Source organism: Aeromonas tecta (genome assembly GCF_000820185.1).
GTDB classification, from domain to species: Bacteria; Pseudomonadota; Gammaproteobacteria; order Enterobacterales; family Aeromonadaceae; genus Aeromonas; species Aeromonas tecta.
In genome coordinates this window covers 231873-255530 of the sequence record NZ_CDCA01000022.1, presented here as the reverse complement: position 1 = coordinate 255530, position 23658 = coordinate 231873, and the positions used below count along the sequence as shown (strand labels likewise).

The following is a 23658-nucleotide window of genomic DNA, read 5'->3' as shown; positions in this document are numbered from 1 at the left end:
CGGGGCAGGATGCCCGTTACAGAACAAGGATGTTCATGAAAATTTCAAGCAAGCTGTTGTTCAGCTTTTGTTTTATCAATCTGCTCATCATTCTCTCCTCCGCCCTGGTTTACCATCAGCTCGGCCGGATCCAGCAATCGCAAGCGGCCTTGCTGGAGCAGGCGCTGCCTGCCCTGCAACGGGATGAGGCGAGCCAGAAGGCGCTGATCGCCACCGTCTCCTCCCTGCGTGCCTATCTGATCCTCGGCAAGGATATGGCCCAGGCCGAGCGCCTCAAGCAGGAGTGGGAGGGGGCCTGGCGGCTCATCGAACAGCAGACGTTTACCCCCGCCCTGGCCGATGCGCTCAAGGGGTTCAAGGGCCAGCAGCAGAAGGTCTGGGCACTGGCGCACACCGAGGAAAACCTGCCGGCTCACAGCCTGATGTTGCTGGAGGCCGGCCCCCTGGCCGAGGCGGCGCTCGATCAACTGCAATCCTTCGCCAATGAAGAGGTGGCGACTCCCCAGGCCGAGCTGCCAGGGGATCGCCGCCTGCTGCTCAAGCAGGTGGGGGACGCCTACAACAGCCTCGCCAACGCGCTCTCCGCCCTGCGGGACTTTCTCATCTCCGGCGAGCCGGAGTATCAGGCCAAGTATCAGGATTACTACCAGTTCCATCTGCAGCGGGTGGCCGAACTGAAACAGCAGCAGGCCCAGTTTACCGAGGCGCAGCAGGGGCTGTGGGCCCTGTTCGAGCAGATGTCGGCCCCCTTTGCCGAGCTGGTGGGGCAGGTGATTGCCAAGCGCCAGGCCCCCGATTGGGATCAGGCCAACCATCTGATGGCCACCGCCATCGAACCCGCCCTGACCCGGCTCGCCGATCAGCTGGCGTCCCAGGTGACCCACACCCGCGCCGAGGTCGACAAGATGGCCGGCAAGATGGCTGCTGCCAGTCAAACCATCCATCGTACCCTGCTGCTGACTACCACCAGCGCCGTCTTGCTGGGCACTCTGGTGGCCTTGCTGTTTAGCCGCCGCCTGACGCGGGACATCGCCAGTCTGGTGGCCCGTGCCGGGCTGGTGGCGGATGGCCGCCTGCCGGCAGCGCCCTTGCCGGTGCTGCGTCAGGACGAGCTGGGCGGCCTGACCGGCTCCATCAACCGGATGTCGAGCCAGCTGCGTCAGCTGGTGGGCGACATTCAGGGGGCGGTGGGTCAGGTAGAAGGCGCCTGCCGCGAGGTGGGTCGCACCAGCAACCAGATAGTGGACGAGCTGGCGAGCCAGGATCGGCGGGTCGATACGGTGGCCGCGGCCATCGAACAGATGTCGGCCAGCACCCGGGATGTGGCGGGCAACATCGCCGAGGCGGCCGACGCGGCTCGCCAGAGCGAACGCCAGGCGCATCAGGGGAGCGATGCCCTCGCTCGCATGACCACTACCATGCAGCAGATTGCGGCCATGATGGCCGAGGCCAATCAGGCGATGGGGCTGCTGAGCACTCAGAGCGAACAGGTGGGGCGCGTCACCGAGGTCATCGCCACCATCGCCGAGCAGACCAATCTGCTGGCGCTCAATGCAGCTATCGAGGCGGCGCGCGCCGGCGAGCAGGGACGGGGGTTTGCGGTGGTGGCGGATGAGGTGCGCCAGCTTGCCAGCCGCACCAGCCGGTCGACGGCGGAGATCAATCTGACCATCGCCAGCATCCAGCAGCAGACCCGGCAGACCGCCGAGACGGTTGGCAGCGGTACCCGGCTGGTGGAGCAGGGACATGGCGCCGTGGCCTCGGTCACCGAGACACTCGAGGCCATGACGCGGCTGGTGCAGGATCTCTCCGGTCAGCTTGACGCCATTGCCACCGCCACCGAGCAACAGACCAGGGTGGCACAGGAGGTCGCTGGCACGGTCGAGGAGATAGCAGGGCTCAGCCGTCAGTCCAGTGAGCGCAGTCGACAGGGAGAAGAGATCGTCGCCAGGTTGGCTCAGGAGACAGGTCGGTTGACCTCGGTCATCAGCCGGTTCGAGCTGGATTGAGACGAAGGGGCGGGCGACAGCCCGCCGTTTGCAGAGGGATTAACCTAAAGAGCTATATTCTGTTGTGTTTATAGCGTTTTATTTCATCAGTTTATAAAAAACCGATCTCTTTCACTGCCTCTGGCTGGGCAAAGGCCCTCAGTCCAGCCGACGAAAAGCCTGGTTGTCGAAGCTGGTGCTGGTCTCCTGATTGAGCAAGTTGATCAGCAGGATCGCCCGTTTCTCGCCATCCGGCTCCAGATAGATGGCCTCGAAGCCCGCGAAGGGGCCAGATTCGATCAGTACCTTGTCCCCTGGCGTCGGCAGATGCGCGTAGCTGGCCCTGGCTTCATCGCTGTCATCACGGCTCATCAGCCGATAGATCACCTGGCTGTTGATGGCCGTCCACTCCTTGCCGAAATGGATGATGCGGCTGATGCCACGGGTCGACTTCAGGGTGATAGGCGGGATCTCGTCGAGGTCCACGTGGATGAACAGGTAGTTGGGAAACATGGGTTCACGTACCGGAACCCGCTTGCCGCGACGCAGCTTCTCAACCTCCACCATGGGGTAGTAAGACTCGACGCCCTGGGCTGCCAGATGAGCGCGGGCGCGAGCTTCTTCTTTTGGCTTGCAGTAGGCCAGATACCATTTCTTCATTGTGTTATTTTTTTTCGTGTTGCCGTGCTAACGCCCATGATAGCGAGGGTAAAAAAAAAGGCCACGCTTGGCGCAGCCTTTTTTGCAGAGTGAGTGATTACCAACCTTTTACCAGGCCACCCTTGAACAGTTCGGTGCCTTTCTGGTAGACCTCGTCGGTCTGGAAGGACTGGACGAACTGCTTGACCTTCTCGTCATCCTTGTTGTTTTCACGGGCGACGATCAGGTTGACGTAGGGGGAGTTCTTGTCTTCGACGAAGATGCCGTTCTCGGTCGGGGTCAGGCCAATCTGACCGGCGAAGGTGTTGTTGATGATGGAGAGATCAACATCTTCCAGGGAGCGCGGCAGCTGAGCGGCTTCCAGTTCGACGATCTTGAAGTTGCGCGGGTTGCTGGCGATGTCCAGCACGGTCGCTTCCAGACCGGCGCCTTCCTTCAGTTTCAGCAGACCTTGCTTCTCCAGCAGGATCAGGGAGCGACCCAAGTTGGTCGGATCGTTCGGCACCGCGATCTGGGCACCGTCTTTCAGTTCGCTCAGAGCCTTGATCTTCTTGGAGTAACCGGCGATCGGGTAGACGAAGGTGTTGCCAACCGGCACCAGCTTGAAGCCGCGATCACGGATCTGGGCATCCAGGTAGGGTTTGTGCTGGAAGGCGTTGACGTCGACGCTGCCATCGTTCAATGCCACGTTGGGGGTGACATAGTCGGAGAAGGTCACGATCTCGACGTTTAGGCCATATTTCTCTTTCGCCACCTTGGCGGCGGTCTCGACCAGCTCGGTCTCGGGGCCGGCAATGGCGCCGACTTTCAGGGTTTTGTTCTCTTCTTTCTGGCCACAGCCGACCAGTACCAGAGTAGCCAGCAGCGCGGCTGCAGCGGATTTAATGCCCAATTTCATAAAAACCTCCTGTCAGAAATCGACGATCAACGATGATCATATTGTTTGACCAGGCGCTCACCTGCGCTCTGGATAAGTTGAACCAGTACTACCAGAATGGCTACGGTAACCCACATGACGACGGGCTCGTAACGTTGATAACCATAGCGAATTGCAACATCTCCTAACCCGCCTCCCCCGATGGCACCGGCCATGGCGGAGTAGTTCACGAGCGTGACGAGCGTAATGATGACACTGTTAAAGATCCCAGGCAGAGCCTCGGGCAGCAGCACCTTGACGATGATTTGCAAGGGTTTGGCGCCCATGGCCTTGGCGGCCTCGAGCAGCCCGTCCGGCACCTCCATCAGGGCCCCTTCCACCAGACGGGCGATGAAGGGCACGGCGCCTATGGTCAACGGCACTATGGCGGCGATGGTGCCGATACTGGTGCCAGTGATCACCCTGGTCATAGGAGTGATTGCTACCAGTAAGATGATGAAGGGCACCGAGCGACCGACGTTGACGACGATGCCGAGGGTCCGGTTAAGCCGCGGGTTGGCCAGGCTCTGGCCCGCCTTGGTCACATATAGTGCCATTCCGAGCGGCAGACCGAGAACATAACCAAACAGGGCGGAGGCAAACACCATGATCAGGGTGTCACCGAGGGCGGTGAACAGCAGATTAATCATTGCTTCGGACATGGATCATCACCTTCAGCTGAGTAGGGTTGTTGAGTCGACTAGGGTCGGGAGTGGCAGATCAGTCATTGCTGCGTACATAGCCCATCACCTCCAGCTGAATATGGTTGTCTATCAGGAACTGTTGGGTCGCCTCGCACTGGGCCTCATCACCGAACAGTTCGGCCAGCAGGAAGCCGAATTTGACCCCGCCGGCGTACTCGATGTCGGCACTCAGGATGCTGATGTCGATGTTGAAACGACGGCTCGCCTCGGAGATGAGCGGCGTGTCGACCGTGCTGCCGGTGAAACCGAGCTTGACCAGCGGATAGCTGTTGGCGACTCGTTCGCTGCTCATCCGATCCTTATACTCCTGCGGTACTTCCAGGTGGATGGTGGAGTGGATGAAGTCGCGGGCCAGCTGGGTCTTGGCATTGCTGAAGAACCAGGCCACCTCGCCTTGCTCGATCAGGCGGCCATCGCTGATGATGGCGACCTCGTCACAGATCCCTTTCACCACATCCATCTCGTGGGTGATGAGCAAGATGGTGAGCCCGAGCTTGACGTTGATTTCTTTGAGCAGACTCAGGATGGAGCGGGTGGTCTGGGGATCGAGCGCCGAGGTGGCCTCGTCACACAGCAGCACCTTGGGGGCCGGCGCCAGGGCACGAGCGATGGCGACGCGCTGCTTCTGACCACCGGACAGCTCGGATGGATAGGCGTGGGCGCGGGCTTCCAGCCCGACCAGGGCGAGCAGCTCTTCGACCCTGGCCTGGATCTGCGCCTTGCTCCAGCCCGCCAGTTCCAGCGGGAAGGCGATGTTGGCGAACACGGTACGGGAGGCGAGCAGGTTGAAGTGCTGGAAAATCATGCCGATCTGGCGGCGGGCCTGGGTCAGATCCCGCTCGGGCAGGGCCACCAGATCCAGGCCATCGACGATGACCTGGCCATCGGTGGGGCGCTCCAGCAGGTTGACGCAACGAATAAGGGTACTCTTGCCGGCACCGGAGGCGCCGATCACACCGAAAATCTTGCCTTGTGGCACATGCAGGCTCACGTCACGCAGGGCGTGCACAGCATCAGTGCCCTTACCGTAGACTTTGTTGAGACCGTTCAACTTAATCATGAATTCTTCCGTGCTAACAGCCTTAAAGCACAGGGCGCTACAGGCGGGTGAATTGGGCAGAGGTTTCACTGGGTTAGTCTGCCATCATGGAGGATGATGCTAAGATGTCCAGATGGCTGTGTCAACGCATGTTTCTACGTCTAGACGTCTAAAAAAGTGATAAGGATTCCCGCCCTGTGACTATGAGAAATGGTGATTTCTCATATGACGACATTGGATTTTGTTAATCCACCAAATGGCCGAACATATGGTGGCTAATGTGGCTGTCACGCGGGGTTTATTAGCCGGCCGCCGGGCGCGATTCTTTCCGTTGTCATCGCTCGCCATCAAGGTCGCATGGATCGCTACCCTTTGTCTCCTGCTCTTTTCTTGGTCATCTTATTGATATGGAACAATAAATAACCACATCAATGCGTGGGAGCTGAGGGTGATGGTGGTTGGAGGGTGGCAATGGCTGATCGATTAGGCTCCCTGGACTGAGGGGAGCGGCTCGGGGCTTGAGGGGAGCTGAGTGCGGGACCTTCCGATGGCGGCAAGATGGCAGGCTCGCTGACGCTTGAGCCCTTGCTGAAATGACAGAGGCCCGGCATATGCCGGGCCTCTGTGATCTGGAAGAGAGGGGTTATTTCTGCTGCTCTACGGCATAGAGGGCCGCCCCTATGATGCCGGCCTGATTGAGGCTGGCCGCCGCCACCAGCGGGGCCCGGGTCTCTATCTTGTCGATGAACTTGTCGAGTTTGGAGGCGCTGCCGCCCCCCAAAATGAAGAGATCGGGGGAGAACAGAAATTCCAGTCTGGCCAGGTACTTGTTGAAACGCTTGCCCCAGCGACCCCAGGAGAGATCTTCGCGTTTGCGGGCCGCATCCGAGCAGTAGTGCTCGGCTACCATGCCTTCCAGCATCAGATGCCCCAGCTCGGTGTTGGGCAGCAGCTGGCCGTTGACGAACACCGCGGTGCCGATGCCGGTGCCGACCGTGATGAGGATGATGACCCCCTTGCGATCCCGGCCGGTGCCAAAGCGCATCTCGGCCAGACCGGCTGCATCGGCGTCGTTGATGACGTGGCAGGGCAGACCGGTCACATCCGCAAACAGGTGGGCGGCATCGGTCTCGACCCAGCTCTTGTCGATGTTGGCGGCGCTCTTGGCGATGCCGTTATGAATGATGGCGGGGAAGCCGCAACCCACAGGGCCCTTCCATTCGAAGTGCTCGACCAGTGCCTTGAGGGTATGGGCAATGGCGGCCGGAGTGGCCGGCTGCGGGGTGGCCAGACGGTGGCGTTCACCGATGAGCTCACCGGTCGCGGTGTCGACCAGGCAACCCTTGATCCCGGAGCCGCCGATATCTACTCCCAACATCTGCATCAGAATGTTCCTTTTAGTGTGCCGATGGTCAAACATCGGCAGAGCATGAAAAAATGACTGGCATCCGGCAAGGGGCAGATCGCTCAGGCGTGATCTGACAGTCCTTTTTCGATGCAGCGGATCAGCAATTTCGTCTTTTTGTTCTCACCTTGCTGGCGGCTGGTCAGGGTCGCCAGGGCCCATTCGATGTGTTCGGCCACCATGGGCTCGGCCTCGGCCAAGGCCTGTTGCAGGGCGTCGATCGCCTCGGGGCTGGCCGGGCCGTTGCCAAGGGCCACCACCAGGTTGCGGCGCCAGCGTTGATAGCCGATGCGGCGAATGGGGCTGCCTTCGGTGTACTTGAGAAAGTCGGGCTCTGACCACTGCCACAGCGCGAGCAGGGGCGGGCGATGCAGATTGGGCCTTGGATTGAAGTCGGGTTCCGGGCTCACATCAGCATAGCGATTCCAGGGACAGATAAGCTGGCAGTCATCGCAGCCATAGATGCGGTTGCCCATGAGCGGCCGAAACTCTTCGGGGATGGGGCCATCGTTCTCTATGGTGAGGTAGGAGATGCAGCGCCGCCCGTCTACAACGTAGGGCGCGATGATGGCGCCGGTCGGGCAGATGTTGATGCAGGCCACGCACTTGCCGCACTGCTCCTTTTCCACCGGGGCATCCATGGGCAGCGGCAGGTTGATGAGCAGCTCCCCCAGAAAGAAGAAGGAGCCCGCCGATTCGTTGAGTAGCAGGGAGTGCTTGCCCACCCAGCCGAGACCCGCCTTGGCGGCAAGGGGCCGCTCGAGGACCGGGGCCGAGTCGACGAAGGGGCGCCAGTCCGTCGCCTGAAACAGTGCCTGGCAGCGTTGCTCGATACGCTCTCCCAGCTGTTTTAGCCGGTTGCGCAAGACCTTATGGTAGTCGCGGCCTAGGGCGTAACGGCTGATGTAACCCAGAGTGGGGTCGCGCAGGGTGCTGGCAAAGCCCGCCTCGAAGGGGAGATAGTTCATCCGCACCGACAGCACCCGCTGGGTGCCCGGCAACAGCTCATGGGGTCGCGCCCGCATCATGCCGTGGCGGGCCATGTAATCCATGCTGCCGTGATAGCCTGCGTCCAGCCAGGCCTGCAATCTGGGCTCTTCGATGCGCAGGTCGGTGTCGGTGATCCCGACCTGGTCAAAGCCTAGCTCGCGTGCCCAGAGCTTGATATCTTGGGCCAGTTGATGGAGTTCGGCCGTCGTCATGCTGCGTCATCTGCCTGCCGGCACTGGGCCCGCATTGGTGGCGCGAAACGCACCCTTGGTCGGGCGTCGTCATGCCACGTCATATGCCCAGTGTCTGAGCGCTGGGTCACTGGATGATGAAGGTCGGGAGCCGTCATGGTACAGGTTATCGAGGATGCTATCTGCGGGGAACAAGGCACCAGTCTAGCACAGCCGTTATGGCGGACCGAACAGATCCGCATGCTGGAGCGGCGCTGGGCCGAGCGCGAAGGGGGTGATACTTATCCGCTGATGACGCGGGCCGGCGGGGCCTTGCTCTCTTATGCCCGCCGCCACTGGCCCCAGAGCAGCCACTGGTGGATCTTCGTCGGCCCAGGCAACAACGGCGGCGATGGCTATGTGCTGGCGCGTCTCGCCAGGCGAGCCGGCCTCGACCCTGTGGTGATCGCCGCGCGCGCGCCCGATCGGCTCAGCGGCGATGCCAGACGGGCGGCCGATGAGTGGCTGGCGGCGGGGGGCACTGTGCTGATGTTCGAGGCGTTCACTCCCGCGCTGCTGACGCCACCGGATCTGGTGGTCGATGCACTGCTTGGCACCGGTGTCCATATCTCCCTCTCCTCTTCAATGACAAAGATCGTCGCAACAATCAATGGCTTGAATGCGCCAGTGCTGGCCGTGGATCTCCCCTCCGGGCTCAACGCCGACACCGGCCGCGCCATGGGCGCCATGGTGCGCGCCAGCCGCACCCTCACCTTCATCGGCATCAAGCAGGGCATGCTGACCGCCGATGGCGTGGACGGCGTCGGTCTGCTCGACTTTGACCCCCTCGGGGTAACGCCGGATGCCGAGCCGATCCCCGCCGCCCTGCGCATCGATTATCCCAGCCTCAAGGGCTTGCTCAGCCCGCGTCGCCGCTCGGCCCACAAGGGGAGCAACGGCAGGGTGCTGCTGGTGGGGGGCAACCTCGGCATGCAGGGGGCCATTTTGCTCGCGGGACAGGCTTGCCTGCGGGCGGGGGCCGGATTGGTGCGGCTCTGCCAACATCCAGACCTCCCCCCCGCCAGTCTGGTGCAACCCGAGCTGATGGGCTGGCAGGTGGGAATGGATGAGAGCTGGCCCACGGTGCGGGTGTTGGGGCCGGGGCTCGGTCAGGACGAGTGGGCAAAGGCCCAGTGTGAGCGGCTGACGGCGACCGGGGAGCCGCTGGTATTGGATGCCGATGGATTGAATTGGCTGGCGCTTCATCCCCGTCATCAGGATAATTGGGTGCTCACCCCTCACCCGGGGGAGGCGGCTCGTCTGCTGGCTTGCTCCATCGACGAGATCGAAGCGGATCGCTTCGCCGCCGTCGCACGGCTGCAACAGCAATATGGCGGTGTCGTGCTGCTCAAGGGCGCAGGTTCGCTGATCTGCGATAGCCGGTGCATCACCCTCTGTAGCGAGGGCAACCCCGGCATGGCCAGTGGCGGCATGGGCGATCTGTTATCTGGTATAATAGCCGCCCTCCTGGCACAGGGCTGGTCTGCCAGCGTGGCGACCCGGCTAGGCGCCGTTATCCACGGGGAGGCCGCCGATTGCGCGGCTGCCGAGGGGGAGAGGGGCATGCTGGCATCGGACCTGCTGCCCTGGATCCGCCGTCTGGTCAATCCGACACCGTAACAAGTTATAAAAGAAGAACATGGCAAAAAAGTTGATGATGACACTGCCGGATGAGGCAGCAACAGTGGCACTGGGTGGGCGTCTGGCACAGGCGTGCCAGCAGGCGACCACGGTTTTTCTACACGGCACCCTCGGGGCCGGCAAGACCACCCTGACTCGTGGATGGGTGCAAGGGCTTGGCCATCAAGGCAAGGTTAAGAGTCCGACCTATACCCTAGTGGAGCCCTATGAACTGGCCAACTGGCAGGTCTATCACTTCGATCTCTATCGCCTAGCCGATCCGGAAGAGCTGGAATTCATGGGTATTCGGGACTATTTCGGCGCCGATACGCTCTGCCTGGTGGAGTGGCCGGAAAAAGGGGAAGGTTGGCTGCCTGCCCCCGATCTCGAGATTACCCTGACGTATGTAAACGAGCAGCGTGAGGCCCTGATAGAGGCCCGCACTGCTATTGGCGAAGCCATTCTGGAACGGTTGTCATCTCAGTGCGCGTGATCCTTGTCCTTGTTCTTTCCCTGTTGGCTCTGCCCTCTTATGCGAATCAGCTCAAGAGTGTGCGGGTATGGCCATCACCGGATAATACCCGGGTGGTGCTCGACATGAGCAGCGCCCCCAATTTCAACTACTTCACCCTGACCGGCCCGAGCCGGCTGGTAATCGACCTGAAAGGGGCGAATAACGTCGCCAATCTGGCGCGCATCGAGAACAAGAGCGAGCTGGTGCGCAAGATCCGCGAGAGCACGCCGCTCGAGAAGGGCAGCCTGCGACTGGTGCTGGATCTCAGCTCCACCATCAAACCGGTGGTGTTCCCGCTGGCGCCGGCGGGTCCCTACGGCCACCGGCTGGTGATCGACCTGCCCTATGAGGAGCGGGGCGCTGCAGCTGCAGCCCAGTCCGCCCCCGTCGGCGGCCACGGCAAGGCCATCGTCATCGCCATCGATCCCGGTCATGGCGGGGAAGATCCGGGCTCCATCGGCCCGCGCCGCACCTACGAGAAACGGGTGACCCTGGCGGTATCCCAGAAGCTGGCGGCTCTGATCGATCGCGAGCCCGGCATGCGCGCCGTGATGACCCGCCGTGGCGACTACTTCGTCGACCTGAACAAGCGCTCCGAGATTGCCCGCAAGGCCAAGGCCGATCTGCTGGTGTCGGTACACGCGGACAGCTTCCACAACTCCACGCCGCGTGGCGCCTCGGTCTGGGTGTTGTCGACCAACCGTGCCAACCGCGAGATGGGCAGCTGGCTGGAGAAGCAGGAGAAGCAGGGGGAACTGCTGGGCGGGGTTGGCAAGGTATTGGCCGAATCCGATCCCAATCCCTACTTGGCGCAGACCTTTCTCGACCTCTCTATGGACAAGTCCAGAGCCGAAGGTTATGACGTCAGCCGCCAGATCCTGCGCTCCATGGGCAAGGTCGCTCGGCTGCACAAGAAGGCGCCGGAACACGCCAGTCTGGCGGTGTTGAAGGCGCCGGACATTCCCTCCGTACTGGTGGAAACCGGCTTTATCTCCAACCACGCGGAAGAGAAGCTGCTGGCCACCGCCAGTTACCAGGATCAGCTGGCACGCGCCATCTTCGAGGGGATCCGCAACTACTATCGCAGCCACCCGACCAAGGGCCCCATGATGACCGGCAAGGGTCAGACCGCGGTGGCAGCCAGCCAGCCGGCGGCGAGAAAGACAGTCACCGCCCAGGCCCCCGCACCCCAGCAGCAGATCGTCAACCGTATGCCGGCGACGGTGCCGACCCGCAGCAGTGACGGCGGTGCCCCGGTCAGCAGTGTCGGTGGTTCGGGCGCCGGGGTTATCAAGCCCTACAAGGTGGCGGCCAAGGAGCCGAGCACGCCGGTCAGCACGGTGCAGGCCAACGACAAGTCGAAGATGCTCCGCCACGTGGTCACCCGCGGCCAGAGCCTCTCCCGCCTCGCCGAGAAGCACGGGGTGAGCCAGGCGCGGCTGGTGGAGATCAACAAGTTGAAATCACGGGACATCCAGGTGGGGCAGGTGCTCTACATCCCGCAATAATAAAAATCAGGAGTAGCCGATGCCGATCCGTATATTGCCTCCTATTCTGGCGAACCAGATTGCCGCAGGGGAGGTGGTTGAACGGCCCTCCTCCGTGGTGAAGGAGCTGGTAGAAAACAGCCTGGATGCGGGCGCAGACCGGATCGAAGTCGACATCGACAAGGGCGGCGCCAAGCTCATCCGCATCCGCGACAACGGCAGCGGCGTGCCCAAGGATGAGCTGGTGCTGGCGCTGTCACGCCACGCCACCTCCAAGGTGGCGACCCTGGACGATCTGGAGGGGATCTGCAGCCTGGGGTTTCGGGGGGAGGCGCTCGCCTCCATCAGCTCCGTCTCTCGTCTCACCCTGACCTCCCGCACCACCGAACAGAGCGAAGCCTGGCAAGCCCAGGCGGAAGGGCGCGAGATGGGGGTCACCGTCAAGCCGGCGGCCCACCCGGTGGGCACCACGGTGGAGGTGGTGGATCTCTTCTTCAACACCCCGGCCAGGCGCAAGTTTATGCGCAGCGAGAAGACCGAGTTCGCTCACATCGACGAGCTGATCCGCCGCATTGCGCTCTCCCGTTTCGACGTCACCCTGATCCTGCGCCACAACGGCAAGGTGGTGCGCCAGTACAAGTCTGCCAACACGGTGCCAGAGCAGGAGCGCCGCCTCGCCGCCGTCTGCGGCACCCCCTTCATGCACCACGCCCTGGCGGTGGAAAGCGAGCACAGCGACGTGCGGCTATGGGGCTGGCTGGCCACGCCTGCAGGGGCAAGGCCGCAGAACGATCTGCAATACACCTATGTGAATGGCCGCATGATGCGCGACAAGCTCATCAATCATGCCATCCGCCAGGCCTATGACGAGCTGCTGCCCGCCAACAGCTTCGCCGCCTATGTGCTCTACATCGAGCTGGATCCCCGCCAGGTGGATGTGAACGTGCATCCGGCCAAGCACGAGGTGCGTTTCCACCAGGCCCGCCTCATCCATGACTTCATCTTCCAGGCCCTGTTCAGCGCCCTGCACGAGGCGGCCAAGGCAGATGAATCTATGGCTGAACCACTGGCTAGCAGTCAGATTGAACTGCCAGCCACGCCACCAGCGGCCTATCCGGGGCAGGCTCCACGCCCGGAATGGTACGGGGCCGAGCACAGTTATCGTGCCTCGGCCCAGTCTGCGGAGGTGCGAGAAGGTGGCGGAGCCCGCGCCGGCGGTTATCAACCTCCTGAGCCCCCCAGCCGGGAAGCCATGCGCGGCATGGGCTCCTTGCTCACCACTTTGCCCATCGCCGGGAGCGCCCCTGCCACGGCGCCGGGCCCTGCTGCAGCCAGCCAATCCCCGCAAGGGATCCGTGCCCTGAGCCTGGTGGAGCAGGCGTATCTGCTGCTGGAGCGAAACGGTCAGCTGGCGCTGCTCTCCCTGGTGCGGGCCGAGCGCCTGCTGCTGCGCCACTGGCTGCTGGAGGCCTGGGGCCAAGGCCTGGCGGCCCAGCCCCTGTTGCTGCCGGTCTCCTTCAAGTTGCCCAAAACCCTGGTCGCGCTGGTTGAAGAGCAGGAACGTTTGCTCAAACGCATCGGGCTGGAGTTGAAAAGCGGTGGGCGCGACACCATGATCCTGACTCGGGTGCCTGCCTTGTTGCGCCAGACCGATCTGGTGCGCCTCTTACCCGAATTGCTGCAGTTAATCGAGAGCGGATCTGACAGTGATGCAAACCAGCTGGCTGAAGTAGTATGCCAATGGCTGGTGGAGCAGGGCATAAGCACCGAAAAAATATATGATTTTTCAACAGCCAGTCGCTTGCTGACGGAACTTGTGACCGATTTCAGTGACCAACTGGCAGACATTCGCATGGTACGCCCGCTGTCGTTGGCTGCCGTGCTGGAAGAATTTGCGCATGGCGGCTGAGTTGCCAGGCACCATTCCAATGAACCCTGGGTTGGTATCTGTCAGGCCTTTGACTCGCTGTGCTAGAGGAAAGTGAACGTGGCTGAGTTGCCGAATGCAATTTTTCTGATGGGGCCGACGGCCTCCGGTAAGACGGATCTCGCCATCGCTCTGTGTCAGACCCTGCCCTGCGACATCATCAGCGTGGACTCCGCGCTCATCTATCGCGGCATGGATATCGGCACCGCCAAGCCCAGTGCCGCCGAGCTGGCGCAGGCTCCCCATCGGCTGATCGATATTCTCGATCCCGCCATGAGCTATTCGGCGGCGGATTTCTGCCGCGATGCCCTGCGCGAGATGGACGAGATAGCGTCCCGTGGCCGCATCCCGCTGCTGGTGGGGGGCACCATGCTCTATTTCAAGGCGCTGCTGGAAGGGCTCTCCCCGCTGCCGCCTGCCGATCCTGCCATTCGCGCCGTGCTGGAAGAAGAGGCGGCCCGCCTCGGTTGGCAGGCGCTGCACGACGAGCTGGTACGCATCGACCCGGTGGCTGGCGCGCGCATTCACCCCAACGACCCGCAGCGTCTGAGCCGGGCGCTGGAGGTCTATCGCATCAGCGGCAAGACGCTCACCGAGCTGACCCAGGTACAGGGGGAAGGATTACCCTATCGCGTGCATCAATTTGCCATCGCCCCGAGCGATCGCGCCCTGTTGCATCAACGTATCGAACAACGCTTCGATCTGATGCTGCAAAATGGTTTCGAGCAAGAGGTGCGCGGCCTGTTTGAACGGGGGGATCTCACCCCTGACCTGCCTGCTATTCGCTGCGTTGGCTACCGCCAAATGTGGGACTACCTGGCAGGGGAAGTGGGATATGATGAGATGCGTTATCGTGGCATTGTTGCCACCCGCCAGTTGGCCAAGCGTCAGATGACCTGGTTGCGCGGTTGGCCCGATCTGACCTGGTTGGAATCTGGTGAGTCTGACAATCTGGCGAGGGTCGTTGCCCGCGCTGGTGCGGCTTGACACTCCCTGTATAATCAGGTTGTTATATTGATATCCGGTGTTTAAAAACAACAAACTATAAGGAAAAGAAAGATGGCTAAGGGGCAATCTCTCCAAGACCCGTTTTTGAATGCGCTGCGCCGTGAGCGGATTCCTGTTTCTATCTATTTGGTCAACGGCATCAAACTGCAGGGTCAGATCGAATCGTTTGACCAGTTTGTCATTTTGCTGAAGAACACCGTGAGCCAGATGGTTTACAAGCACGCCATTTCTACCGTGGTGCCGGCCCGTGCCGTCAACCATCACCAGCACGTCCCGGGCGCTGCCGGTGAAGAGCAAGGTGAAGCCGAGGCGTGATATCCCGCGGCGAGCCGGCTCGTCAACCCGGATTCATCATGAGACCTGTTAAGGAGCAAGCGCTTGTTTGACCGTTATGAAGCTGGTGAACAGGCCGTTCTGGTACATGTCAACTTCAGCGATGAGGGTGAGCGGGAGGATCTGGAAGAGCTCAAAATGCTGGTGAGCTCGGCCGGGGTCAATGCGCTGGGGGTGGTGACTACCAGCCGCAGCGCACCCAGTGCCAAATTTTTTGTCGGTAGCGGCAAGGCTGAAGAGATCGCGTCCCAGGTGCAGATGCTGGGTGCTGACGTGGTCATCTTCAACCATGCCCTGACTCCTGCCCAGGAGCGTAACCTGGAGCGTCTGTTCCAGTGCCGGGTGGTAGACAGAACCGGCCTTATCCTCGATATCTTCGCCCAGCGCGCTCGTACCCACGAAGGCAAGTTGCAGGTCGAACTGGCCCAATTGCGCCATCTTTCTACTCGCCTGGTGCGAGGCTGGACCCACCTTGAGCGTCAGAAGGGCGGGATCGGTCTGCGTGGTCCGGGTGAAACTCAACTTGAGACCGACCGACGCCTGCTGCGGGAACGCATCAAGGCGATTTTGCGTCGACTCGACAAAGTGGCAAAACAGCGGGAACAGGGTCGTCGCGCCCGTAACCGCAACGAAGTGCCGACCGTCTCTTTGGTGGGTTACACCAACGCCGGAAAGTCCACTTTGTTCAACCAACTTACAGATGCCAGCGTGTATGCTGCCGACCAATTGTTCGCAACTCTGGATCCCACCCTGCGTAAAGTGGTGATTCAGGATGTGGGTGATGTGATCCTGGCGGATACAGTTGGATTTATTCGGCACTTGCCTCATGATCTGGTCGCGGCCTTCAAGGCGACGCTGCAGGAGACCCGCGAAGCGGACTTGCTGCTGCACGTCGTGGATTGTGCCGATGAGCAGATGCAGGAGAATGTCGATTCGGTGCAGACAGTGCTGGCCGAGATCGAGGCGGACGACCGCCCTCAGCTGATGATCTGTAACAAGATAGACAAGCTGACCGATCGTCCGGCCGGCCTGGAGCGGGATGACGAGGGTCGCCCGGTGCGGATCTGGCTGTCGGCCCAGACCGGTGAGGGGAGCGAATACCTGTTCGCGGCCCTGACCGAATTGCTGGCTGGATCCATGGTCCATCACACCCTGCAGTTGCCACCCTCGGCCGCCAGATTGCGCAGTGCGCTCTATCGGCTGAAAGGTATCGAGCAGGAAGCTTTCAGTGAGGAGGGGGATTTTGTCCTGGAGGTGCGCTTGCAAGTGGCCGACTGGAACCGCCTCATGAAGCAAGAAGGTGAGAGTTTACAACGCTTTATCAGGCATTGATTGGTCGATGAAGATGAAGGCTTAGCGGCTTCATCGACGAACGATGACCCGGTAGAGATGATATCCATCCGCATGTATTAATGGAGACGCTGATGGCTTGGAATGAGCCTGGAAACAACGGCAAAGACCGTGACCCTTGGGGGAATAACGGCAAGAATCAGGGACCCCCTGATTTGGATGAAATGCTGCGTAAGGTGAGCCGCCGTTTCGGTGGTCTGTTCGGCGGCGGCAAATCAGGTGGTGGTGATGTAGGCAAGTTTGGCCTCTCCATCGCGCTGGTAGTGGCCGTGGTGGTGTGGGTCGTCAGCGGCTTCTATACCATCCGTGAAGCCGAACGGGGTGTGGTGCTGCGCTTTGGGGAGTATTCCCATAACGTGGATCCAGGCCTGCGCTGGAAACCGACCTTCATCGACAAGGTGATCCCGGTGGATGTGGAATCGGTGCGCTCCCTGCCTGCCTCTGGCTTCATGCTGACCCAGGACGAGAACGTGGTCCGGATCGAGATGGACGTGCAGTATCGCGTGGTCGATCCCGAGCAGTATCTGTTCAGCGTCACCAATGCGGATGAGAGTCTGAGTCAGGCCACCGACAGCGCCCTGCGCTACGTGGTGGGTCACACCAAGATGGATGACGTACTGACCACGGGTCGGGAAAAAGTTCGTCAGGAGACCTGGCAGGTGATCGATGGCATCATCGAGCCCTACCAGATGGGTTTGCAGATCGTCGACGTCAACTTCCTGCCGGCCCGTCCGCCAGAAGAAGTCAAAGACGCCTTCGATGATGCCATTTCCGCTCAGGAAGATGAGCAGCGTTTCATTCGTGAAGCGGAAGCCTATGCCCGTGAAGTGGAGCCAAAGGCCCGCGGCTCGGTCAAGCGTCTGGAACAGGAAGCCGAAGGCTACAAGTCCCAGATCGTGCTGAAGGCCAAGGGTGAAGTCGCTCGCTTCAACGAGCTGCTGCCCCAGTATCAGGCCGCGCCAGAGCTGACCCGTGACCGTATCTACCTGGAAACCATGGAAGAGCTCTACCAGCAAACCAACAAGGTGGTAGTCGACATGCCTGCTGGCAACAACAGCATGATCTACCTGCCGCTCGACAAGTTGTCTGGCAAGGCGAATGCGGTGCAACCGGCACGTCCGGCAGGCACACCTGCGGTGGAACCGGCCCAGCCGTCCAACGAAGGGGCTAATTCCACTCCGACGCCGCTGCGTGGCGGTGACCGTTTCAGCACAGGGAGAAACTAATAGATGAAGAAAATAGCTATTGGTGTCATCGCTGTGGCCGCCATGGTCTGCTTCTCTTCCGTCTTCATCGTCGATGAAGGGCAGAAAGGGATAGTCGTGCAGTTTGGTAAAGTGAAGCGGGTTGACTCCGGTGAACCGCGCCTCTACGAGCCGGGCCTGCACTTCAAGGTGCCGGTGATTGACCAGGTTCGCAAGATGGATGCCCGCATCCAGACCCTGGAAGGTCAGGCGGATCGCTTCGTCACCTCGGAGAAGAAAGACCTCATCATCGACTCCTACGTGAAGTGGAAGATCGAGGACTTCTCCAAGTACTACCTGGCAACCGGTGGTGGCAACAAGATCCAGGCCGAAGACCTGCTCAAGCGCAAGATCAACAACGGTCTGCGTTCCGAGATAGGTAACCGCACCATCAAGGACATCGTCTCCGGTGAGCGCAGTACCGTGATGGAAGATGCGTTGATGAAGATGGCGCGCTCCTCCGAGCTCGGCATCAAGGTGGTAGATGTGCGGATCAAGCAGATCAACCTGCCGGTGGAAGTCTCCAACTCCATCTATCAGCGGATGCGTGCCGAGCGGACCGCCGTGGCCCGTGAGCATCGCTCCCAGGGTCGTGAGCAGGCCGAGATCCTGCGTGCCGACATCGACCGCAAGGTCACCGTCATGATCGCCGACGCCGAGAGTAATGCGCGTCAGTTGCGTGGTGAAGGGGATGCCGAAGCCGCCAAGATCTATGCCGACAGCTACAAGAAAGACCCCGAGTTTTTCAGCTTCGTGCGTAGCATGGAGGCCTATCGCAAGAGCTTCGCCGGTGGCAATGACCTGATGGTCCTGAAGCCGGACAGCGAGTTCTTCCGCTACCTCAAGTCACCTCACGGCGACAAGCAATAAGACCAAAGGGCCTGAACATTCAGGCCCTTTCGCATGATGGACCAAGCCACCTGCCGCGGCGGGTGGCTTTTTTCATGCAGAACACGCAAGGAGAAGGGGATGCTGACATCCATCTTGGTGGGGTTGGGGTTGTTATTGCTGTTTGAAGGGCTGGGCCCCTTGCTGATGCCGAGGGCCTGGCAGCAGATGCTGCGGCTGATGAGCGAGCAGCCACCTGAGCAGCTGCGCCGCATCGGTGGCTGTCTGGTGGTGGTGGGCGCCGTGATCCTCTGGGCACTGGCTCACTGAGCCATCAGTCTGACGCTGGCGCCTGAAAGCAGGGCACAGACCATAAAAAAGAGGCCAATGGCCTCTTTTTTATTCGATGCTGCAACCCTGATTCAGGCGCTGCGTTGTACCGCCATCTGGGCCAGGGTGGCCAATGCCTGCTTGTGCTCGGACTCCGGCAGGATGGCGAGCGCGGCAACGGCCTTGTCAGCCTCTTCCCGGGCGCGCTGACGGGAGTACTCGAGGGCGCCGGTACGGTCCAGGATGGCGAGGATCTGATCCAGGTGGTCCATGCCGTTGCGATGCTCGATGGCATCACGGATGAGCTGGCGTTCTTCGGGCGAGCCCACCGCCATGGCGCGCAGCAGCGGCAGGGTTGGCTTGCCTTCGGCCAGGTCGTCACCGACGTTCTTGCCCATCTCGTCGCTCTGGGAACAGTAGTCCATCACATCGTCGATGATCTGGAAGGCGGTGCCCAGGTACTTGCCGTAATCGGTCATGGCCTGTTCGACGGAGGCGGGCTGATGGGTCAGCACGGCGGCTAGGCGGGTGGCGGCCTCGAACAGCTTGGCGGTCTTGCAATAGATGACCGTCATGTAGCTCGCTTCCGTGGTGTCCGGATCGTTGCAGTTCATCAGCTGCAACACTTCCCCCTCGGCGATGGTGTTGGTGGCATCCGACAGGATCTCCATCACCTTCAGGTTGGAGAGCTCGCTCATCATCTGGAAGGAACGGCTGTAGAGATAGTCGCCGACCAAGACGCTGGCTGCATTGCCAAACAGCGCATTGGCGGTCTCCCGGCCACGGCGCAGGTCGGATTCGTCGACCACGTCGTCGTGCAGCAGGGTAGAGGTGTGGATGAATTCGATGATGGCGGCCAGTTTCAGGTGATCTTCACCTTCATATCCCAGTGCGCGGGCGGCCATGACTGTCAGCATGGGGCGCATCCGTTTTCCGCCTGCACTGACAATGTAGAAACCCAGCTGGTTGATCAGGCTGACATCGGACTGGAGTCTCGCCAGGATCAGTTCATTGACCGCCGTCATGTCGGCGGCACAGAGCGCACGGATAGTCTGTTGGTCCATAAGTCTCGTAACGTGACGGCAGCAATTACTGCGTTTTTAGCAATGGCGGGGATTCTACACGATTTCACAATGGGTTACAGTTAAGCGTTTATTCACGGCGGCGGATATGCGCACAAAGTAAACTTTTTGCTAATTTGGCCTTGCCTGAGCAGATCGATTTGCGTAGAATGCCGGCCCATTGTTATAGGTTTTTGCGCGTGTCTGGCCTTGAGCAAAAGACACGCCTTTACGGAGTTAATCAAATGTACGCGGTATTCCAAAGCGGCGGAAAACAACACCGTGTGGCCGAAGGTCAAATCGTTCGTCTGGAAAAGCTGAACGTTGAGACTGGCGCTACTATCGACTTCAACGAAGTTCTGATGGTTGCTGCAGGCGACACTTTTAAAGTAGGTGCTCCTTTCGTTGAAGGTGGCAAGGTTATTGCTGAAGTTGTGGCTCACGGCCGTGGCGAGAAAGTGACTATCGTCAAGTTCCGTCGTCGTAAGCACCATCGTAAGCAAGCGGGCCACCGTCAGTGGTTCACTGAAGTCAAAATCACTGGCATCAGCGCTTAATTCGAGAGGAATCTGAAAAATGGCACATAAAAAAGCTGGCGGTTCATCCCGTAACGGTCGCGACTCAGAAGCCAAACGCCTCGGCGTGAAGCGCTTCGGCGGCGAAACTGTACTGGCAGGCAGCATCATCGTTCGTCAGCGTGGCACCAAGTTCCACCCTGGCACCAACGTTGGTCTGGGCACCGACCATACCCTGTACGCGAAAGCGACTGGTAAGATCCTGTTCGAAGTTAAAGGTCCTCTGAATCGTAAGTACGTCAGCATCGTTGCTGAGTAATTACGGACCGCAAGGATCCGAAGCCCCGCCAACAGGCGGGGCTTTTGTTTTTCTGACGAGTTTGACGAAAAAACGGCACGCTGATGAGCAGGTGTTGATGGGCCTCACCGCCTAGATGCGTCTCGCCCGCAGGGGTCTGTACCACTATAATTGCGTATCGGTTTTTCGAATTAAGGGTGACGGTTACCTATGAAGTTTGTTGATGAAGTCCAGATTCGAGTCGATGCCGGTGACGGTGGTAACGGTTGTGTCAGCTTTCGTCGGGAATTGTACATTCCCAACGGTGGGCCGGATGGTGGTGATGGTGGCGACGGCGGCGATGTCTATCTGCTGGCCGACGAGAACCTCAATACCCTGATCGACTACCGTTTCGAGCGTTTCCACGCCGCCGAGCGCGGTGAGAATGGCCGAGGTTCCAACTGTACTGGTCGCCGCGGCAAGGACAGGGTCCTGAAGGTTCCTGTTGGTACCCGTGCCAGTGATGAAGATACCGGTGAACTGCTGGGGGATCTGACCACTCATGGCCAGAAGCTGCTGGTCGCCAAGGGCGGTTTCCACGGTCTGGGCAACACCCGCTTCAAGAGCTCGGTCAACCGTACGCCCTATCAGAAGAGCAGCGGCACCCCGGGTGAAGTGCGCACCCTGAAGCTGGAGCTGCTGTTGCTGGCCGACGTCGGCATGCTGGGTCTGCCCAATGCGGGCAAGTCTACCTTCATCCGCGCGGTGTCTGCTGCCCGTCCAAAAGTGGCCGACTATCCCTTCACCACCCTGGTACCTAACCTCGGCGTGGTGCGTGGTGAAAACTCCCGCTCCTTCGTGATCGCCGATATTCCGGGTCTGATCGAGGGTGCCGCCGAGGGCGCTGGTCTGGGTATTCGCTTCCTGAAGCACCTGGAACGCTGCCGCGTGCTGCTCCACCTGGTGGATATCTGCCCGGTTGATGGCTCCGATCCCGCCGAGAATGCCGTGACCATAGTCCGGGAGCTGGAAAAATACAGCCCGGAACTCGCGGCCAAACCGCGCTGGTTGGTGTTCAACAAGATGGATCTGATCCTGGAAGAAGAAGCCCAGGAAGTGATGGACAGGGTCAAGGCTGCGCTGGCCTACGAAGGCCCGGTCTACCAGATCACGGCCATCAGCAAGGAAGGCACCAAGAAGGTGTGCTACGACATCCTGGATCTGCTGGATACCATGCCCCGTCAGCTGGAAGCCGATGCCAAGGCTGCCATCGAGAAGGTGGAGTTCAAGTGGGACGATTACCACAAGAACCAGCTGGCTCAGGCCGAGGCGGATGCCCTGGCTGCCTCGATGGCCTTCGATGACGCGCTGGAAGATGACGATGATCTGGACGATGACGATGATGACGGCGTCGAAGTCATCTATGTTCGTGACTGATCTTCTGTTGAGATGAAAAACCGGAGCCTGGCAACAGGCTCCGGTTTTTTTATGGGAAGCTCGACGAGATCACTCTATAGATATATTTCTCATGCCACTTATTGCCTGCCTATCGAGACTCATTATACTGCGCACCTGAAATTAACCTCTGCGAAACAATATGCTAACCATTCAATTTGAATTGATATGCATGACTGCTTGGGTTTGTTCTTGTGGACGGTTTGCCTGATAAAATACTTATGCTTGGAATAATCAATTAAAGGCTTGTTTGTGCATTTTTTTGAGTTATTCTTGCGCCCGTTTTCTGGGTTGCGGCATGAGTATGCAGGTGGCCTTGCTGAAGGAAAAGTAACATTAAGGCTGTGATCATGTTGGAAAAGACCCTGCAGGCACCGGCGATCCATACCCGCCGCAACGTGCTGATGTTTTTGATCCCCTCACTCATCGGGATCCTGCTGTTTATGACGCCGGTCATCTATGACGGCAATGTCACCATCCCGGTCGCCGTACTGGCGAAGCTGGTCCAGACGGTGTTCGCCGATCACCTGGTGGCCATGGTCAGTGCCATCATCACCACCACCATGCTGATGACGCTGGTCGCCTGGCTGTTCAAACCGGCTGTCCTGGTGCGTCGGCCCTTCCTCAACAGCCTGTTTAACGTCTCTCCGTTCTGGGCCTGTGTGCGGGTGCTGGGTGGAGTTTTTGTGCTGCTGACCTTCTTCGAGGCGGGCCCGGAAGTGCTGCGCTCCGGGGCGACCGGTGGCCTGGTGCTGCACGATCTGCTGCCGGTGCTGTTCTCGGTGTTCATCTTCGCCGGCCTGCTGTTACCGCTGCTGCTGGACTTCGGTCTGCTGGAGTTTGTCGGCACCATGATGACCCGCATCATGCGCCCGGTGTTTCGCCTGCCGGGGCGCTCGGCGGTGGATTGTTTCGCCTCCTGGCTCGGGGATGGCAGCGTCGGCATCCTGCTGACCAGCAAGCAATACGAAGGCAAGTTCTACACCCAGCGGGAAGCCGCCGTCATCGGCACCACCTTCTCCGCGGTCTCCATCACCTTCTGTCTGGTGGTGATCTCCCAGGTGAGGCTGGAGCACATGTTCGTGCCCTTCTACCTGACGGTCTGCCTGGCCGGGGTGGTCGCCGCCATAGTAGTGCCGCGCCTGCCGCCGCTCTCCTGGAAGAAGGATGTCTACAGCGATGGCACCCCCTTGTGCCGCAAGCAGGAGGCGATCCCTCATCAGCACAGCGTGTTGAGCTATGGCTATCAGCGCGCACTGACCAAGGCCGACAGCATGACCAGCCTCGGCGCCGTGGCGCGGGAAGGGGTGAAGAACGCGCTGGACATGGTGTTCGGTGTGTTGCCGGTGGTGATGGCCATCGGTACCTGCGCCCTGATGCTGGCCGAGCACACCCCGGTGTTCAACTGGCTGGGAGCACCCTTCGTACCCTTGCTGGAGCTGCTGCAACTGCCGGATGCCGAGGCGGCCTCCAAGACCATCATGGTGGGCTTTGCCGACATGTTCATCCCGGCGGTGCTGGCCTCGACCATAGAGAGCGACATCACTCGCTTCGTGATCGCCGCCATGTCAGTCACCCAGCTTATTTACATGTCGGAAGTGGGCGCCCTGCTGCTTGGCAGCAAGATCCCGGTCAAGTTGTGGGAGCTGTTCATCATCTTCCTGCTGCGCACCCTGGTCACTCTGCCGGTGATCGCGGGTGTGGCCCATTTGTTGTTCTAAACACCCGGTTCGAATGTCAAAGCGGTCAACTCAGGTTGACCGTTTTTTTATGGGCG

General features: G+C 60.3%; 22 protein-coding genes. 15 read left to right on the top strand and 7 right to left on the bottom strand.

Going from position 1 to position 23658, the window contains the following annotated elements:
- Positions 1-35 precede the first annotated feature (35 nt).
- Complete coding sequence (locus BN1137_RS08240; RefSeq protein ID WP_050718136.1) at positions 36-2009, top strand: HAMP domain-containing methyl-accepting chemotaxis protein; 1974 nt, start codon at positions 36-38, stop codon at positions 2007-2009.
- Positions 2010-2147: 138 nt separating this feature from the next.
- Here BN1137_RS08240 and rfaH read toward each other — a convergent pair whose 3' ends face one another.
- The 6 genes from rfaH to queG all read right to left on the bottom strand — a co-directional run bounded on the left by rfaH (position 2148) and on the right by queG (position 7914).
- A complete protein-coding gene (gene rfaH, locus BN1137_RS08235; protein WP_050718135.1) occupies positions 2148-2648 on the bottom strand; it encodes a transcription/translation regulatory transformer protein RfaH in 501 nt (166 codons plus the stop codon).
- Between the two features lie 97 nt (positions 2649-2745).
- A complete protein-coding gene (gene metQ, locus BN1137_RS08230) occupies positions 2746-3546 on the bottom strand; it encodes a methionine ABC transporter substrate-binding lipoprotein MetQ (protein WP_050718134.1) in 801 nt (266 codons plus the stop codon).
- A 26-nt stretch (positions 3547-3572) separates the two neighbouring features.
- Positions 3573-4226, bottom strand: coding sequence for a methionine ABC transporter permease (locus BN1137_RS08225; RefSeq protein WP_050718133.1), 654 nt, complete (start codon positions 4224-4226; stop codon positions 3573-3575).
- Positions 4227-4284: 58 nt separating this feature from the next.
- Complete coding sequence (gene metN / locus BN1137_RS08220) at positions 4285-5328, bottom strand: methionine ABC transporter ATP-binding protein MetN (RefSeq protein ID WP_050718132.1); 1044 nt, start codon at positions 5326-5328, stop codon at positions 4285-4287.
- A 622-nt stretch (positions 5329-5950) separates the two neighbouring features.
- A complete protein-coding gene (gene ppgK, locus BN1137_RS08215; RefSeq protein ID WP_050718131.1) occupies positions 5951-6691 on the bottom strand; it encodes a polyphosphate--glucose phosphotransferase in 741 nt (246 codons plus the stop codon).
- Between the two features lie 83 nt (positions 6692-6774).
- Positions 6775-7914 carry a tRNA epoxyqueuosine(34) reductase QueG gene (gene queG / locus BN1137_RS08210; protein ID WP_050718130.1) on the bottom strand — a complete coding sequence of 380 codons (1140 nt, stop codon included), beginning with the start codon at positions 7912-7914 and terminating at the stop codon, positions 6775-6777.
- A gap of 135 nt (positions 7915-8049) precedes the next feature.
- On the opposite strand from queG, the gene BN1137_RS08205 reads away from it, so the two are divergent.
- From BN1137_RS08205 to BN1137_RS08160, 10 genes are all read left to right on the top strand, one after another.
- Positions 8050-9552, top strand: a complete 1503-nt coding sequence (locus tag BN1137_RS08205) for a bifunctional ADP-dependent NAD(P)H-hydrate dehydratase/NAD(P)H-hydrate epimerase (protein ID WP_050718129.1) — start codon at positions 8050-8052, stop codon at positions 9550-9552.
- Positions 9553-9571: 19 nt separating this feature from the next.
- Positions 9572-10045 (top strand): tRNA (adenosine(37)-N6)-threonylcarbamoyltransferase complex ATPase subunit type 1 TsaE, encoded by a 474-nt coding sequence (gene tsaE, locus BN1137_RS08200; protein WP_050718128.1) that lies wholly within the window; start codon positions 9572-9574, stop codon positions 10043-10045.
- Positions 10036-11574, top strand: a complete 1539-nt coding sequence (locus BN1137_RS08195) for an N-acetylmuramoyl-L-alanine amidase (protein ID WP_050718127.1) — start codon at positions 10036-10038, stop codon at positions 11572-11574. The genes tsaE and BN1137_RS08195 overlap by 10 nt, the downstream gene beginning before the upstream one ends.
- 19 nt (positions 11575-11593) lie before the next feature.
- The gene (gene mutL / locus BN1137_RS08190) at positions 11594-13462 is read left to right on the top strand and encodes a DNA mismatch repair endonuclease MutL (RefSeq protein WP_050718126.1); all 1869 of its coding nucleotides are present in this window, start codon (positions 11594-11596) and stop codon (positions 13460-13462) included.
- A 108-nt stretch (positions 13463-13570) separates the two neighbouring features.
- Positions 13571-14467 (top strand): tRNA (adenosine(37)-N6)-dimethylallyltransferase MiaA, encoded by an 897-nt coding sequence (gene miaA, locus BN1137_RS08185; RefSeq protein WP_050718125.1) that lies wholly within the window; start codon positions 13571-13573, stop codon positions 14465-14467.
- A gap of 72 nt (positions 14468-14539) precedes the next feature.
- A complete protein-coding gene (gene hfq / locus BN1137_RS08180; RefSeq protein WP_005311664.1) occupies positions 14540-14803 on the top strand; it encodes an RNA chaperone Hfq in 264 nt (87 codons plus the stop codon).
- A gap of 63 nt (positions 14804-14866) precedes the next feature.
- Positions 14867-16153: a ribosome rescue GTPase HflX gene (hflX, locus tag BN1137_RS08175; RefSeq protein WP_050718124.1), complete on the top strand. Its 1287-nt coding sequence runs from the start codon at positions 14867-14869 to the stop codon at positions 16151-16153.
- A gap of 92 nt (positions 16154-16245) precedes the next feature.
- Complete coding sequence (gene hflK, locus BN1137_RS08170; protein ID WP_050718123.1) at positions 16246-17397, top strand: FtsH protease activity modulator HflK; 1152 nt, start codon at positions 16246-16248, stop codon at positions 17395-17397.
- Between the two features lie 3 nt (positions 17398-17400).
- Positions 17401-18285, top strand: a complete 885-nt coding sequence (gene hflC / locus BN1137_RS08165) for a protease modulator HflC (protein ID WP_050718122.1) — start codon at positions 17401-17403, stop codon at positions 18283-18285.
- Between the two features lie 99 nt (positions 18286-18384).
- A complete protein-coding gene (locus tag BN1137_RS08160; protein ID WP_050718121.1) occupies positions 18385-18573 on the top strand; it encodes a DUF2065 domain-containing protein in 189 nt (62 codons plus the stop codon).
- A gap of 92 nt (positions 18574-18665) precedes the next feature.
- On the opposite strand, the gene ispB is transcribed toward BN1137_RS08160, so the two are convergent.
- Entirely contained in the window at positions 18666-19637 is a 972-nt protein-coding gene (ispB, locus tag BN1137_RS08155; RefSeq protein WP_050718120.1) for an octaprenyl diphosphate synthase, read from the bottom strand.
- Between the two features lie 242 nt (positions 19638-19879).
- On the opposite strand from ispB, the gene rplU reads away from it, so the two are divergent.
- The 4 genes from rplU to BN1137_RS08135 all read left to right on the top strand — a co-directional run bounded on the left by rplU (position 19880) and on the right by BN1137_RS08135 (position 23602).
- Positions 19880-20191, top strand: coding sequence for a 50S ribosomal protein L21 (gene rplU, locus BN1137_RS08150; protein ID WP_033130528.1), 312 nt, complete (start codon positions 19880-19882; stop codon positions 20189-20191).
- Positions 20192-20210: 19 nt separating this feature from the next.
- Positions 20211-20468 (top strand): 50S ribosomal protein L27, encoded by a 258-nt coding sequence (gene rpmA / locus BN1137_RS08145; RefSeq protein ID WP_050718119.1) that lies wholly within the window; start codon positions 20211-20213, stop codon positions 20466-20468.
- 189 nt (positions 20469-20657) lie between these two features.
- Positions 20658-21863 (top strand): Obg family GTPase CgtA, encoded by a 1206-nt coding sequence (gene cgtA / locus BN1137_RS08140; RefSeq protein WP_050718118.1) that lies wholly within the window; start codon positions 20658-20660, stop codon positions 21861-21863.
- A gap of 368 nt (positions 21864-22231) precedes the next feature.
- The gene (locus BN1137_RS08135) at positions 22232-23602 is read left to right on the top strand and encodes a YjiH family protein (RefSeq protein WP_050718117.1); all 1371 of its coding nucleotides are present in this window, start codon (positions 22232-22234) and stop codon (positions 23600-23602) included.
- Positions 23603-23658 lie beyond the last annotated feature (56 nt).

Excerpts from the sequence above, each read along its gene's own strand:
- BN1137_RS08240 (WP_050718136.1), top strand. The coding sequence starts at position 36 with ATGAAAATTTCAAGCAAGCTGTTGTTCAGCTTTTGTTTTATCAATCTG.
- rfaH (WP_050718135.1), bottom strand. The coding sequence starts at position 2,648 with ATGAAGAAATGGTATCTGGCCTACTGCAAGCCAAAAGAAGAAGCTCGC.
- metQ (WP_050718134.1), bottom strand. The coding sequence starts at position 3,546 with ATGAAATTGGGCATTAAATCCGCTGCAGCCGCGCTGCTGGCTACTCTG.
- BN1137_RS08225 (WP_050718133.1), bottom strand. The coding sequence starts at position 4,226 with ATGTCCGAAGCAATGATTAATCTGCTGTTCACCGCCCTCGGTGACACC.
- metN (WP_050718132.1), bottom strand. The coding sequence starts at position 5,328 with ATGATTAAGTTGAACGGTCTCAACAAAGTCTACGGTAAGGGCACTGAT.
- ppgK (WP_050718131.1), bottom strand. The coding sequence starts at position 6,691 with ATGCAGATGTTGGGAGTAGATATCGGCGGCTCCGGGATCAAGGGTTGC.
- queG (WP_050718130.1), bottom strand. The coding sequence starts at position 7,914 with ATGACGACGGCCGAACTCCATCAACTGGCCCAAGATATCAAGCTCTGG.
- BN1137_RS08205 (WP_050718129.1), top strand. The coding sequence starts at position 8,050 with ATGGTACAGGTTATCGAGGATGCTATCTGCGGGGAACAAGGCACCAGT.
- tsaE (WP_050718128.1), top strand. The coding sequence starts at position 9,572 with ATGGCAAAAAAGTTGATGATGACACTGCCGGATGAGGCAGCAACAGTG.
- mutL (WP_050718126.1), top strand. The coding sequence starts at position 11,594 with ATGCCGATCCGTATATTGCCTCCTATTCTGGCGAACCAGATTGCCGCA.
- miaA (WP_050718125.1), top strand. The coding sequence starts at position 13,571 with ATGGGGCCGACGGCCTCCGGTAAGACGGATCTCGCCATCGCTCTGTGT.
- hfq (WP_005311664.1), top strand. The coding sequence starts at position 14,540 with ATGGCTAAGGGGCAATCTCTCCAAGACCCGTTTTTGAATGCGCTGCGC.
- hflK (WP_050718123.1), top strand. The coding sequence starts at position 16,246 with ATGGCTTGGAATGAGCCTGGAAACAACGGCAAAGACCGTGACCCTTGG.
- hflC (WP_050718122.1), top strand. The coding sequence starts at position 17,401 with ATGAAGAAAATAGCTATTGGTGTCATCGCTGTGGCCGCCATGGTCTGC.
- BN1137_RS08160 (WP_050718121.1), top strand. The coding sequence starts at position 18,385 with ATGCTGACATCCATCTTGGTGGGGTTGGGGTTGTTATTGCTGTTTGAA.
- ispB (WP_050718120.1), bottom strand. The coding sequence starts at position 19,637 with ATGGACCAACAGACTATCCGTGCGCTCTGTGCCGCCGACATGACGGCG.
- rplU (WP_033130528.1), top strand. The coding sequence starts at position 19,880 with ATGTACGCGGTATTCCAAAGCGGCGGAAAACAACACCGTGTGGCCGAA.
- rpmA (WP_050718119.1), top strand. The coding sequence starts at position 20,211 with ATGGCACATAAAAAAGCTGGCGGTTCATCCCGTAACGGTCGCGACTCA.
- cgtA (WP_050718118.1), top strand. The coding sequence starts at position 20,658 with ATGAAGTTTGTTGATGAAGTCCAGATTCGAGTCGATGCCGGTGACGGT.
- BN1137_RS08135 (WP_050718117.1), top strand. The coding sequence starts at position 22,232 with ATGTTGGAAAAGACCCTGCAGGCACCGGCGATCCATACCCGCCGCAAC.